At 32.9% G+C, this 13,373-nt stretch carries 11 protein-coding genes and 2 pseudogenes; 12 read left to right on the top strand and 1 reads right to left on the bottom strand.

The annotated features are described in order from the left end of the window. Nucleotide 1 precedes the first annotated feature (1 nt). The 10 genes and pseudogenes from LK443_RS08170 to LK443_RS08125 all read left to right on the top strand — a co-directional run. Complete coding sequence (locus LK443_RS08170; protein ID WP_227931427.1) at nt 2-886, top strand: polyprenyl synthetase family protein; 885 nt, start codon at nt 2-4, stop codon at nt 884-886. 10 nt (nt 887-896) lie between these two features. Beyond that, the gene (locus tag LK443_RS08165) at nt 897-1,724 is read left to right on the top strand and encodes a TlyA family RNA methyltransferase (protein ID WP_227931426.1); all 828 of its coding nucleotides are present in this window, start codon (nt 897-899) and stop codon (nt 1,722-1,724) included. A gap of 10 nt (nt 1,725-1,734) precedes the next feature. Continuing rightward, nucleotides 1,735-3,453: a DNA repair protein RecN gene (recN, locus tag LK443_RS08160; protein ID WP_227931425.1), complete on the top strand. Its 1,719-nt coding sequence runs from the start codon at nt 1,735-1,737 to the stop codon at nt 3,451-3,453. Beyond that, nucleotides 3,446-4,171, top strand: a complete 726-nt coding sequence (locus tag LK443_RS08155; RefSeq protein ID WP_227931424.1) for a glycerophosphodiester phosphodiesterase — start codon at nt 3,446-3,448, stop codon at nt 4,169-4,171. The genes recN and LK443_RS08155 overlap by 8 nt, the downstream gene beginning before the upstream one ends. A gap of 1 nt (nt 4,172) precedes the next feature. Further along, nucleotides 4,173-5,117: a tRNA (adenosine(37)-N6)-dimethylallyltransferase MiaA gene (gene miaA, locus LK443_RS08150; RefSeq protein ID WP_227931423.1), complete on the top strand. Its 945-nt coding sequence runs from the start codon at nt 4,173-4,175 to the stop codon at nt 5,115-5,117. After that, nucleotides 5,118-6,332, top strand: a complete 1,215-nt coding sequence (gene hflX / locus LK443_RS08145) for a GTPase HflX (protein WP_227931422.1) — start codon at nt 5,118-5,120, stop codon at nt 6,330-6,332. Between the two features lie 176 nt (nt 6,333-6,508). Beyond that, nucleotides 6,509-6,718 carry a hypothetical protein gene (locus LK443_RS08140; RefSeq protein ID WP_227931421.1) on the top strand — a complete coding sequence of 70 codons (210 nt, stop codon included), beginning with the start codon at nt 6,509-6,511 and terminating at the stop codon, nt 6,716-6,718. 400 nt (nt 6,719-7,118) lie between these two features. Beyond that, the gene (relB, locus tag LK443_RS08135; protein ID WP_227931420.1) at nt 7,119-7,361 is read left to right on the top strand and encodes a type II toxin-antitoxin system RelB family antitoxin; all 243 of its coding nucleotides are present in this window, start codon (nt 7,119-7,121) and stop codon (nt 7,359-7,361) included. 1 nt (nt 7,362) lies between these two features. Continuing rightward, nucleotides 7,363-7,617 carry a type II toxin-antitoxin system RelE family toxin gene (locus LK443_RS08130; protein WP_227931419.1) on the top strand — a complete coding sequence of 85 codons (255 nt, stop codon included), beginning with the start codon at nt 7,363-7,365 and terminating at the stop codon, nt 7,615-7,617. A 48-nt stretch (nt 7,618-7,665) separates the two neighbouring features. After that, a pseudogene (locus LK443_RS08125) lies at nt 7,666-8,250 on the top strand (potassium channel family protein); the annotation flags it as partial. A 100-nt stretch (nt 8,251-8,350) separates the two neighbouring features. Here the strand turns inward: LK443_RS08125 and LK443_RS08120 are convergent. Beyond that, a pseudogene (locus tag LK443_RS08120) lies at nt 8,351-8,545 on the bottom strand (transposase); the annotation flags it as partial. A gap of 483 nt (nt 8,546-9,028) precedes the next feature. Between LK443_RS08120 and rnc the strand changes: the two are divergent. Both rnc and smc read left to right on the top strand, forming a co-directional pair. Then, nucleotides 9,029-9,733, top strand: a complete 705-nt coding sequence (gene rnc / locus LK443_RS08115; RefSeq protein ID WP_227931418.1) for a ribonuclease III — start codon at nt 9,029-9,031, stop codon at nt 9,731-9,733. Nucleotides 9,734-9,746: 13 nt separating this feature from the next. Next, nucleotides 9,747-13,307, top strand: coding sequence for a chromosome segregation protein SMC (gene smc / locus LK443_RS08110; protein WP_227931417.1), 3,561 nt, complete (start codon nt 9,747-9,749; stop codon nt 13,305-13,307). Nucleotides 13,308-13,373: the final 66 nt, after the last annotated feature.

Raw genomic sequence — 13,373 nt, 5'->3', positions numbered from 1 at the left:
CATGAGTGAAATGATTTCATATTGGCAACAAGAAATAGAAAACTATTTATTCATTCGAATAGAAGAGATTCCAAATATTTCAACAAGATTGAAAGAAGCCATGCTGTATGCGTGTAGTAGTGGAGGAAAGAGAATTCGTCCATTATTCGTCCTTTTAATTAGTCATTTAGAAGAAGTTGAGCTTCAAAAAGTATTACCAGTAGCAGCTTCTCTAGAAATGATTCATACGTATTCATTGATTCATGATGACTTACCAGGGATGGATAATGATGATTATCGTCGTGGCAAGTTAACACTTCATAAGCAATTTGATGAAGCAACTGCCATTTTAGCAGGCGATGCATTATTAAACCTTGCATTTGAAGAATTAGCACAATGTCAATTATCTGATGCGAAAAAAGTTCGTGTTATCCAAATATTAGGATCTGCTTCTGGAGCTAGCGGTATGATCACAGGTCAAATGAGAGATATTGCTAGTGAACATCAAGAAATTACATTAGAGCAATTAAAACAAATTCATGCAGATAAAACAGGACAATTATTATTAGCTGCCATTCGTTTAGGATTATTAGTATTAGAGGATGCGACACCTTATGAAGAAGCTCTTTTAAAATTCGGAGTTCATTTTGGCTTAGCCTTTCAAATTCAAAATGACTTACAAGATGTTTGCTGGGATTCTGAAAAAACAGGTAAAATTACTGGACAAGATGCAGCATTAGAAAAAAATACTTATCCTAGCATTTTAGGAATTGATGGAGCAAAACTTGCCTTAGAACAAGAAATTAACCAGGCAAAACAAGCGATTCTATCTATTCAAAATGAAACAACGGTTCAAAGACAAGTACAAGAAATATTTATGAAAATTCTCTCATATGTAGAGATTTAAAGGAGAAAGAATGGAAAAAGAACGAGTAGACCTTCTAGTCGTACAACAAGGATTGACGGATTCTAGGGAAAAAGCGAAAAGACTTGTCATGGCAGGACAAATTGTCGACGCAGTGAAACATATTCGCTATGATAAACCAGGAGAAAAAATTCCAATCACAACTGAACTTTATATTAAAGGAGAAACACTTCGCTATGTTTCAAGAGGTGGCTTGAAATTAGAAAAAGCTCTTGAAACATTTGATGTAAGTGTAGAAGGTAAAATTTTATTAGATATTGGTGCTTCAACAGGTGGGTTTACGGATGCAGCTCTGCAACATGGGGCTGTATTAAGTTATGCACTAGATGTTGGATATAATCAATTAGATTATAAACTAAGACAAGATGAACGAGTGGAAGTTATGGAAAGAGTGAATTTCCGCTTTAGTAAGCCTGAAGATTTTACAAAAGGAAAACCTCAAGTAGCATCGATTGATGTTTCATTTATTTCGTTAAAATTAATTCTACCACCATTAAAAGATATTTTAGAGATGGATGGTGACGTTCTTGTACTCATTAAACCACAGTTTGAAGCTGGAAGAGAACGTATTGGGAAAAAAGGGATTGTTAGTGATCCAAAAGTGCATCAAGATGTATTAGAAGAAATTTTAGAATATTGCGAACAAATTGGTTTTTCTGTTCAACAACTTACTTTCTCTCCAATTACGGGAGGAAGTGGCAATATCGAGTTTTTAGCACATCTACAATTACATGAAACCGTTACTTCTTCTTATGATTGGAAAAACGGTATTCAAGCAGTCGTGAAAGAAGCTCATCAACAATTAAAAAATCTAAAATAGAGGTGGAACGATGATTCAAGAATTGTTTATTAAAAATTTTGCAATTATTGAAGAAGTTCGCTGTCAATTTGAAAAAGGCATGACGGTATTAACTGGGGAAACAGGTGCAGGTAAATCAATTATTATCGATGCAGTCGGATTACTCGCTGGAGAACGTGCTAGTTTAGAAATGATTCGATATGGCAGCGAAAAAGCGACAATTCAAGCAGTTTTTACCATTGACTCAGAAGAGACAAAAAGAAAAATCGAAGAATTAGGCATTGAAATCGAAAATGATGAAATGATGATTCAACGTGAATTATATCAAACAGGTAAATCTACTTGTCGCATTAATGGACAAATGGTTACCGTTTCGTTATTAAAACAAGTTGGACCGTATTTGATTGATATTCATGGGCAAAATGAACATTTCTTATTATTAAATGAAGAGCATCATTTAAGTCTTTTAGATGTCTATGCTGGGCAAAAATTGCAAGCGTTAAAAGACGAATATAGTAAGTATTATGAACATTTTTGTAGTATTCAAGAGCAACTACGAAAATTACAAACTGCTGAAAAAGAAGATGCGCAAAAAATTGATTTGTTAAAATTCCAAGTAGAAGAAATTGAATTATCAAATATTTATATTGGAGAAGAGGAAGAATTAGTTCAAGAAAAAGAATATTTTACTCATTTCCAAAAAATTCAAGAACACTTAATGTCTGCTTTATCGGTTTTACAAACAGAAGAATATGCTGCAGTAGATGCCATTAGTCAAGCTTCTCAAGAAATAGGATTTTTACAAGGAATTGGTGAGAATTACCAACAATTGTATCAGCAATTACAAGAATCTTATTATCAATTACAAGATGCTGTTTCTCATATGAGTCATGAATTAGATCATGCAGAATATGATGAAGAAAGATTAGCCTATATTGAAGAACGGCTAGATGTTTATTATCAGTTAAAACGTAAATATGGAGATAATGCAGAAGAAATATTAGAATTTCAAGCACAAGCACAAGCTCAATTAAATCAAATTGAAAATAAAGAAAGTATTATTGAAACATTAATCCAAGAAAAAGCACAAATCGAACAAAAAGCAAAAGAAGTAGCGCTTGAATTGACGAAACAAAGACAGGCAATTGCCCTTGAATTAGCTGAAAAAATTGAAACACAATTGCATGAATTATATATGGAACAAGCTATTTTTGAAATTCGTGTCCTACCTAGTGAACAACTACTTGAAACGGGGATGGATGAAGTATACTTCTATATTTCAACAAACAAAGGTGAACCGGTTAAACCATTACAAAAGATTGTATCTGGTGGGGAATTATCTAGAATTACCCTTGCCATGAAAACTATTTTCGTTCGTAAGCGTGGAGTGGGAACAATTGTATTTGACGAGGTAGATACAGGAGTTAGTGGACGAGTAGCACAAGCGATTGCGAATAAAATGCATTATATTTCAGAATTTGCTCAAGTATTATGTATCACTCACTTACCACAGGTGGCAAGTATTGCGGGAGTTCATATTTTCATTGAAAAAATGGAAAAAGATGATCGTACTCGTACGACTCTTACAACATTAGAAGAAGACAAGCGTATCGAAGAAATTGGTCGTATGTTGTCTGGAGAAGAAATGACTGAATTAACGAAACAACATGCAGCAGAACTGATTGCATTATCTCAAAAAATTCGTCAACAAAATAAAGTTCAAAAGAAACAGGTGATTGCAAATGACTAAAATTTTTGCGCATAGAGGCAGTAGAGGAACTCATCCAGAAAATACATTAGCTGCTTTTCAAGAAGCAGTACGTGTTCAAAGTGATGGGATTGAATTAGATGTTCATGTTTCAAAAGATGGAGAATTAGTCGTGATTCATGATGAAACAGTTGATCGTACGACGAATGGTAGTGGTTCTATTCAAGACTTAACAGTAGAAGAAATTCAAGCATTAGATGCAGGAAGTTGGTTTCATGAATCATTTACCGGAGAAAAAATTCCTACATTGGAAGAAGTTTTCCAGTTGTTAAAGGAACTGAATTTTAAAGGTGAATTAAATATTGAATTAAAAACGGATCAAATTGAATATGCAGGGATTGTTGAAAAATGTGTGGCATTACAAGAAAAAATGCAACCAAATTTTGCAATTATTTATTCTAGTTTTAATCCAAGAAGCATTATTCAAATGAAACAATTACGACCGAATCAAGAAATTGCCTTTTTATATGAAAGTGTAGAAATGGCAAATTTTGAATTTAAAGAAGTAAATTTTGAAGCGGTTCATCCGGACTATCGTTTATTAAAAGAAGCTTTTGAGATTCATTCACAATATTCAAAACGTGTATGGACAGTGAATCGAGAAGAAGAGATGAACCATTGTTTTGAGCTTCATGTAGAAGCGATTTTTACAGATTATCCACAAAAAGCACTAGAGCTACGTTCGGAAATAAAGGAGTAATATGGTAGAAAAACAAAAAATCATTGTCATTGTTGGACCAACTGGTGTTGGAAAAACAGCTCTCAGTATCAAATTAGCACAACAATTAAATGGAGAAATCATTAATGGGGATTCCATGCAAGTTTATAAAACATTGGATATTGGAACAGCTAAAGTAACGCCCGAAGAATCACTTGGGATTCCTCATTACTTATTAGACATCTGTGATGTGAAAGAAGAGTATACTGCTAGTGATTTCAAACAAATGGCAAGAAAAGCGATTCAAGAGATTGCAAGTCGTGGAAAGATTCCAATTGTTGTTGGAGGAACTGGACTTTATATTGAAGGGTTATTATTTGATTTTCATTTTAGTGGTGAAGATTCTAACAATCCAACTTATCGTCTAGAAAAGGAAAGAGAATTAGATGAAATTGGACCTCAAGCTATGTGGGAACAGTTAAAAGCAGTCGATCCTATCAGTGCTGAAAATATTCATCCCAATAATACAAGAAGGGTCATTCGAGCATTAGAAGTGACACATGCAAGTGGGAAACCATTTTCAGCTAATGACCAACAACAAAAAGAAGCTATTTTTGATGTCTATATGATCGGATTATCAACGGATAGAGCAGTCCTTTATGAAAGAATTGATACAAGAGTAGACATGATGATGCAAAATGGTTTAGAAGAAGAAGCTAGACATTTATATGATGCTGTAAAAGGATTAGATGTTCAATCGATTCGAGGTATTGGGTATAAAGAATGGGGGGAGTATTTTGAAGGTCAATTATCAAAAGAAGCCACGATTCAAAAAATTCAACAAAACTCTAGACGATATGCCAAACGACAATTAACTTGGTTTAGAAACCGATTCGAAGCTGTACATTGGTATGATTTAGTAGAAAATCCTAATACAATTTCTCAAGTTGTTTTAGATTGTCAGCAGTTTTTACTGGGAAGTGAATAAATGGAAAACACAAAAGAAAGAGTAATGATTGTTGCTGTTCAAACAACACAATCAGATGAGCAATTTCAATATGCTTTAGAAGAAATGAAGCAATTAGTAGATACTGCTCAAGGGGAAGTTGTTGTAACAGTTACTCAAAAAAGAGAAACTTATAGTGGTCGTACAATGATTGGAAAAGGGAAAGTAGAAGAAATTAGTCATTTAGTCGATGAATTAGAAATTGATTTAATTGTATTCTACCAATCTCTAACGGGTTCTCAAACGAAAAATCTAAATGAAATGATTAAGGCACGTATTATTGACCGTGTTCAATTAATTTTAGATATTTTTGCGATGCGTGCTCGTTCAAAAGAAGGAAAACTTCAAGTACAACTGGCCCAATTAAATTATTTATTACCACGTTTATCAGGACAAGGTACAGCCTTATCGAGACAAGGTGGGGGAATTGGAACAAGAGGACCAGGGGAAACTCAATTAGAAACGGATAAACGACATATTCGTAAACAAATTTCAGATATTGAAGCGCAATTAGAGCAAACGAAGTTACATCGTCAACGTTCAAGAATGAAGAGAAATCGTTCGAATGGTTTTAGAATGGGATTAATTGGCTATACGAATGCTGGAAAATCGACAATTCTAAACCAATTAACAGATGCTGGAACGTATCAGATGGATCAATTATTCGCAACATTAGATCCATTAACAAGAAAAGTTGATTTAGCCGATCAATATGATGTAACATTAACGGATACAGTTGGATTTATTCAAGATTTACCAACAACTTTAATTCATGCTTTTGAGTCAACTTTAGAAGAAAGTGCGGATGTTGATTTACTAGTGAATGTAGTAGATGCATCATCTCCGAATTTCTTAATGCATGAAAAAACGGTTCGTGATTTAGTTGAGGAATTAGAGATGGAAACTATTCCGATGGTGACGATTTATAATAAATCAGATTTAATCGTTGGGGAGTTTCAACCGAATGCTTATCCTTCGTTAGTGATATCTGCTGAAAATTCAGCAGATATTGAACGATTAAGAGAATTTCTTGAAGTTCAAATGAAAGCAGAAATGGACCATTATGAAGAATGGGTAGAAGTTTACGAAGCACAAAAAATTTCACAACTCCAACAAAATACATTAGTAGAAATTTTGGAGTTTAATGAAGAGAAAAACCAATATTATGTAAAAGGCTATCGTAAAAAAGGGATGTAGGACTTTTCAGAAATCATTAAGGGCATTTAAAGTAAAAAGAACTCTTCTAAAAGTAGCCAGGACGTCAGCAGCCCTTCGGTCTCATGCCTAAATTTGTTACGAAAAAATTATGGAGTTTAAATTATAGTGGTTTTAATCTATATAAAACGAATAAATAATTGAAAGGAATTTTTGAGATGTTAAGTGATTTTTATAAGAAAAATAAAACTGATACAATTTGGTGGATTGATAATTTAGAATCATTTGGTGAACATCTTTTTTCATTTGATAAAAAGCACATTTATAATCTCTTTCAAGATTATCCTCATAATATGACAGATGTTGAAGTGGAAATTTTTAATTCTGAAAATCCTTATTGGGCAGAATATTTTAGTAATCGGCAATAATTATGATAAAGGTTCGATTTTAAAGACAAAAAGTAAAGCAATAAAAAATTTTTTCTATTGTTTTTCGTGTTAGAATGTTGGCACTTTGTCAAATAGGGTTGATGAAACAATTTTAGTGTAGCCATAAGCGTTTCTTTTAAGTACTTAAATCTTGTTGTTAATCCTTTCAATAGATCCATTTGAAATCACAAGTATTTTGTAAATACGGTAAAAACTTCTTAAATGTTTTTGTTTCATGGTTCTATATCATCATTTGTTCCATACTTAATTCTACCGTAAAATGTAGTCTTAGAGTAACTTTATGAGAAAAAAAGAACGCTGAGAAGGTGTTCTTTTTATATTGACTGAACACCTAAAAAGTAATACAATGGTGTTACTATTAGAGGAGGGAGTACAAAAGATGACTACTATTACATTAAAAGTTTCTGAAGCTGATAAAACATTTATGAAAGCAATGGCTAAGTTTGAAGGAGTTTCCCTGTCGGAACTTATTCGCACCAAAACTCTTGAAGCTCTAGAAGACGAATACGACGCTCGTGTGGCAGATTTAGCCTATCAAGAGTATTTAGACGACTTGGGAAAAGGAGTTGAACCCATTACTTGGGAAGAAATGATGCATGATTTAGGCTTGGAGGAAGAATAATTTGTATAAATTAGTTCCAACAAGACGTTTCATCAAGCAATTGAAAAAATTGGACCGTTTTACGCAGAAGCTAATTACAAACTATTTACAAACCAATGTTTTGGAAGACCCAAGACGACACGGAAAGGCTTTGGTTGGTAATCGCGTTGGTCAATGGCGCTATAGAATTGGTAATTATCGAGTTATCGTACAAATTTTAGACAATGAATTAGTCGTTGCTACTCTAGAAGTTGGTCATCGCAGAGATATTTATTGAATTAAAGCTGAGTAATAATAGTATAGAAAGAAGGAAAGTAAAAATTTGAAGAAAATATGGAGTTTTATTCTAGAAAATATTTTTAATTTATTGGCTATTCCCCCTTTAAATGCTATTTTTACAGTATTTCGGTTAGGGCGTATCTTCCGCTTAGCAAGGATGACAAAATTTCTGAAACTGAAACGTTTACGTAGAATAATTGAACTTACAAGTAAAATAGAAAGAAAAATTAGTAGATTCTTACGGACAAATGGCCTGATTTATATCTTGTATGTTAATATCTTTATCGTGCTAGTAGGAAGTTCAATTTTATCTGTAGTTGAAGAAAAATCCTTTTCAGATAGTCTTTGGTGGGCTCTTGTGACAGTAACCACTGTTGGTTATGGTGATATTGTACCAGTTTCTCTTTTTGGGAAATGGATAGCTGTTTTATTAATGTTGGTAGGGATTGGTACAATAGGAATGCTAACAAGTGCCTTGACACACTTTTTTGTAAAAGATAATCCAGATGAACAGATAAAACTTGATAAACTCAAAGACGAATTATCTAGTCAAAGATTATTACTAGAGAAACAATCTGAGAAGATAGAAGAAATAAATAGAATGATACAAGAATTGCTTGAAAAAATATAATAAAGGTGAGACAAAACAATACTTGATTCGTGGAAAAATCAAGTAACTCTTTACACAATAAAACACATAATATAGTCAACTGTAGTGGGTTGAAGAAAAGCTAAAATCGAGAAAGGACAAATTTCGTCCTTTCTTTTTTGATATTCAGAGTGATAAAAATCTGTTTTTTGAAGTTTTCAAAGTTCCGAAATCCAAAGGCATTTCGTTTGATAAGTTTGATGAGATTATTCGTTGCTTCTAATTTTGCGTTGGAATAGGGTAGTTGAAGGGCATTGGCGATTTTCTCTTTGTCCTTATGATCAGATAAAATTAAATGTTTATGTTTCATCGTTCCATACCATCATTTTTCTCATACTTAATTCTACCATAAATTTCAGTTCCAGATTAACTTCTAGTTTTGATACTTAACTAGAAGTTACTTTGAAACTTTATGTGAAATAAATTATAATTATTTTTGAAGGATAATACATTTTTCGTGTGTTTAGGTATGATTACATAATGAATGGGAGACAAAAAGTGAAGCAATAGAAAAGACTTGTTATTGTAGTAGTAATATTATCCGATTTTGGATAATATTACAGGGAAACTTTGAGACCAAGGCTCAAAGTTTAGACATGAGACTCGCAAAGCGAGGCTGCTGTCGACCTTACTACAATATGTAAAAGTCTTTTCTATTGCTTTACGTCTTAGAATACGCTCATTTTTTCAAAATCGTTTGTAATGTGATGGTAAACCTTTTATAATAAAAAGATAGAGAAATAATAAGGAGCCGAATGGCATGTATTCAATTGAACAATTTAAAGAAAAAATAGCAAAAGAATTTCAAATACAATTTAAAAATGAAAACTATCTAAAAGAAGCATTAACTCATTCATCCTATGCAAATGAACATAAAGCTTGCAAAGGAATTTATAATGAACGTATCGAGTTTTTAGGCGATGCTGTTTTAGAATTATTCATTTCTAACTGGTTATACCGTCAAATGCCAACGAAAAAAGAAGGCGAGTTAACAAAATTAAGAGCGCAAATCGTTTGCGAAGAAAGTTTGTCGACACTTGCAAAAGAGTGTGAGTTAGATAAATATCTTTTATTAGGAAAAGGAGAACGAGCATCAAAAGGACATGAAAATCCAGCAGTTCTCTGTGACGTTTTTGAAGCTTTTGTGGGTGCTATTTATTTAGACCAAGGGTTTGAAGGTGCTAGTCAATTTCTAACAAAAGTTATTATCTCAAAAATGAAAGATGGAAGATTTACTTTAGTTGGTGATTTTAAAACAGAATTACAAGAATATTTCCAAAGAAATGGTAATGTGAACATTCGTTATGAATTACTAAAAGAAGAAGGCCCTTCTCATGCACGTTTTTATACAGTACAAGTTCATGTTAATGATAAAGGCTATGAAATTGGTGAAGGTAAGACGAAGAAAGCAGCAGAACAATTATCTGCTAGAAGAACATTAGAAAAATTAAACGTTATTTTTTAAAAAGGAGTCAAGGATGCAGTTAGAGAAAATTGAAATGTCTGGATTTAAGTCCTTTGCGGATAAAACCGTTATCGAATTTGATAAAGGTGTTACAGCAGTTGTAGGTCCAAACGGAAGTGGGAAATCTAATTTGTCAGAAGCAATTAAATGGGTTTTAGGAGAACAATCCGCTAAAAGTTTACGTGGTAAAAAAATGGATGATGTTATTTTTGCAGGTTCTCAAACTCGTAAACCGGTCAATATTGCTGAAGTAAATTTGCATATTAACAATGAAGATGGAAAATTGGCAATTGAGCATTCTCAAGTTGTATTAACTCGTCGGTTGAACCGTAATGGGGATAGTGACTTCTTTATTAATAAGAAAGCCTGTCGCTTAAAAGATATTACAAGTTTAATGATGGATTCTGGTTTAGGGAAGGATTCATTTGCGTTAATTTCTCAAGGGAAAGTCGAACAAATTTTCAATGATAAACCTGAAGATCGTCGTATGATTATCGAAGAAGCTGCAGGGGTATTAAAATATAAAGATCGTAAAACGCAAGCGCAAAGAAAATTAGACCAAACACAAGAACATTTAAATCGTGTAGAAGATATTTTACATGAAATTAACAGTCAATTAACTCCTTTATTAGAACAAAAAGAAAAAGCGATTGTTTATTTATCTAAAAAAGAAGAATTACAAGGCATTGAAACAGCCTTATTAGCCGTTGAAATTGAAACATTAAACACTCAATGGACGGTTGCTAAACGAGAAGTGGCACAGTTACAAGAAACTGTAACGAAAACAGAACAAAGATTAGTAGAGCTAGAGAAGAAAGTGTCTGATCAACAAGAATTACTTGCTGTAAAAAATACTGAGTTAGATGAAAAACAAGTGTTATACGTGGATATGATTCAAAAAATGGAACAATTAGATGGGGAACGTAAAGTTTATCAACAAAAACAAGAGTTTGCGAATCGTACCAATGAAGAAAATCAATTAGCATTAGTAGAAGTGATACGTCAGTTAGAATCAACAGAAAAAACTGTGGCTGAATTAGAGAGAGTAGTTGCCATTAAAGAAGTGGAACTGAATGAAATCGAGGCTCAATGGTCTAAATTAGTAGAAGAATTAGAACAATTAAGTCAAGGAAATGAAGAGCGACAAAAGCAATTACAAAGTGACTATATCGAGCAATTACAAGAAATTTCAAAATTAACGAACCAAGAAAAACACTTGGAACGTTCGATGGAACAAAATCAAAATCAACATGATAAATTACTAGAAAAACAAGAATTATTTGAAGAACAGTCGAAACAATTAGATCAAAAGATTGCCCAGTTAGTGGAAAAAGAAGAAAATTTAGCTCAACAAGCAAATTCTAAACAAGAAGACTTAAGTAGTCATCGTCAACAAGTAGACAGTTTGCGTCAAGAACGTCAAACCATGCAAGAACAAAAACAAAAAATTGAACGACAATTACAACAAACACAAGCTAACTATCATAGTTTGAAACAAGTTTCTGAAGATTATGCCGGTTACTATCAAGGGGTTCGTGAAATCTTAAAACAAAAGAAACAAATCGCAGGTGTCATTGGTTCAGTTGCTGAATTAATTCGAGTAGATGATGAGGTGACATTAGCCATCGATATTGCTTTAGGAGCATGTAGTCAACATGTTGTAGTAGAACATGAACAAGCTGCTGCAAAAGCGATTGACTATTTAAAAATGAACCGTTTAGGACGAGCAACATTTTTACCATTAACGATTATTAAAGAGAAAAGAATGCCAGATGCGGTTCAACAACAATTATTCTCTTTACAAGGCTATGTCGGAATTGCCAGTGATTTAGTTCATGTAGAAAAAACGTATCAATCCATTGTTAGAAATATTTTAGGAACAACTGTCGTTACCAAAACATTGGATGATGCTATGATAATTGCTAAAGTCTTGCAATACCGTTATCGTATCGTTTCTTTAGAGGGAGATGTTGTTAATGCTGGTGGTTCGATGACCGGTGGAGCTTCTAAAAATCATCAACAACAATCTCTTGTAAAACGGAATAGTCAATTAGAAACGTTAGAACAACAATTGCATCAGTTGAAAGAATATGAGAAGCAGTTTTTAGAAAAATGGAATCAGTTGGAAACCAAATGGAACGAAATTGTTCAAAAAGGAACAGCAATTCAAGAAGAAGAAACCTTTTTAAAACAACAATTACAAGAAGTAAGATTAGAATTACAATTCTCAAAAGATGAATTTAATAAAATTAGTCGTCAAACATTAAGTCAACAATATGAATTAGATGAATCAATTGAGCAATATGAACAATTAGAACAGCAATATGTGGAAACTCATGAAGCGTTAAGAAGGATTACAAAAGAGAATCAAACGGTTAAAAAAGAATTGGATTATTTACAATTGTCTCAAGAAGACCGTACACAACAGCTTCAAGAAAAACAACAAGAATTACAAGAAGTGGGGACACAAAAAGCTCGTATTCAAGAGCAAGTCCAACATCAAAAGAAAGAATTCAAGCAAGAAAAACTGTCATTAAAACGTTTAGAAGAACAAGTTCATTTATTGGAATCGAAAAAAGATGAACAGAAGGACTTAAAAGAGAAAAATGAAGCAGATTACAACCAAATTGTAAAAGATTACGAAGCGATTAAAGAAACTGTTACAGCATTAGAAGCAGATTTAGATAGACTAAAAGAAGAAAGAATTCAATTGGAAGTATTGAATAAAGAAACAGAAGTCGGTCGAAATCAAGCGCAACATCAATTACAAGAGTATTTGAAACTGCAATCAAAAGTTGAAACAAAAGCCAATCGATTTGAATTAGCAATTGATCAAAAACTACAATATTTAAGTGAAGAATATGAATTAACATTTGAAGCAGCAATCGAAAAAACAGAATTAACGATGTCCATTGAAGATGCTTCAAAAACGGTTCGCATCTTAAAACAACAAATCGAACAAATGGGTGCAGTAAATTTAATGGCGATTGAGGAATATGATAAAGTTCAAGAAAGATTTGAATTTTTAACCATCCAACAACAAGATTTACTAGATGCAAAGAAAAATCTAGAAGACACGATTACAGAAATGGATACGGAAGTGACGAGTCGATTCAAACAAACTTTCGATGCAATTTCAAGTCAATTCCAACAAACATTCCCAAGATTGTTTGGAGGAGGACGTGCATCTCTTGAATTAACAGATCCTACGAATTTATTAGAAACAGGAATTGAGATTATTGCTCAACCACCTGGTAAGAAATTGCAATCCTTAAGTCTATTATCTGGGGGAGAACGTGCCTTTACAGCCATTGCATTATTATTTGCAATTTTAGAAGTGAAGCCTGTGCCATTCTGCTTACTAGATGAGGTAGAAGCAGCCTTAGATGAGGCAAATGTCGCTAGATATGGTCGATATTTGAAAGAATTTACTAAAAATACACAGTTTATTGTTATTACTCATAGAAGAGGAACAATGGAAGAAGCAGATGTATTATATGGAGTAACAATGCAAGAATCTGGAGTTTCAAAACTAGCCTCAGTAAAATTCGAAGACTTTGATGGTATGGAGTAGAAAATGTATGAATGTAAACACATAGTAAGAGGAGGAAGTCAAGAGGAGTTTTCCGTATGCTAAAAA

This window comes from Granulicatella elegans (assembly GCF_020735385.1).
GTDB classification, from domain to species: Bacteria; Bacillota; Bacilli; order Lactobacillales; family Aerococcaceae; genus Granulicatella; species Granulicatella elegans_B.
The sequence above is the reverse complement of the archived record's forward strand: the minus strand, read 5'-3'. Positions and strand labels throughout refer to the sequence as shown.

Bases quoted from the DNA above. Each gene is read 5' to 3' on its own strand.
- LK443_RS08170 (WP_227931427.1), top strand. From the start codon at position 2: ATGAGTGAAATGATTTCATATTGGCAACAAGAAATAGAAAACTATTTA.
- LK443_RS08165 (WP_227931426.1), top strand. From the start codon at position 897: ATGGAAAAAGAACGAGTAGACCTTCTAGTCGTACAACAAGGATTGACG.
- recN (WP_227931425.1), top strand. From the start codon at position 1,735: ATGATTCAAGAATTGTTTATTAAAAATTTTGCAATTATTGAAGAAGTT.
- LK443_RS08155 (WP_227931424.1), top strand. From the start codon at position 3,446: ATGACTAAAATTTTTGCGCATAGAGGCAGTAGAGGAACTCATCCAGAA.
- miaA (WP_227931423.1), top strand. From the start codon at position 4,173: ATGGTAGAAAAACAAAAAATCATTGTCATTGTTGGACCAACTGGTGTT.
- hflX (WP_227931422.1), top strand. From the start codon at position 5,118: ATGGAAAACACAAAAGAAAGAGTAATGATTGTTGCTGTTCAAACAACA.
- LK443_RS08140 (WP_227931421.1), top strand. From the start codon at position 6,509: ATGTTAAGTGATTTTTATAAGAAAAATAAAACTGATACAATTTGGTGG.
- relB (WP_227931420.1), top strand. From the start codon at position 7,119: ATGACTACTATTACATTAAAAGTTTCTGAAGCTGATAAAACATTTATG.
- rnc (WP_227931418.1), top strand. From the start codon at position 9,029: ATGTATTCAATTGAACAATTTAAAGAAAAAATAGCAAAAGAATTTCAA.
- smc (WP_227931417.1), top strand. From the start codon at position 9,747: ATGCAGTTAGAGAAAATTGAAATGTCTGGATTTAAGTCCTTTGCGGAT.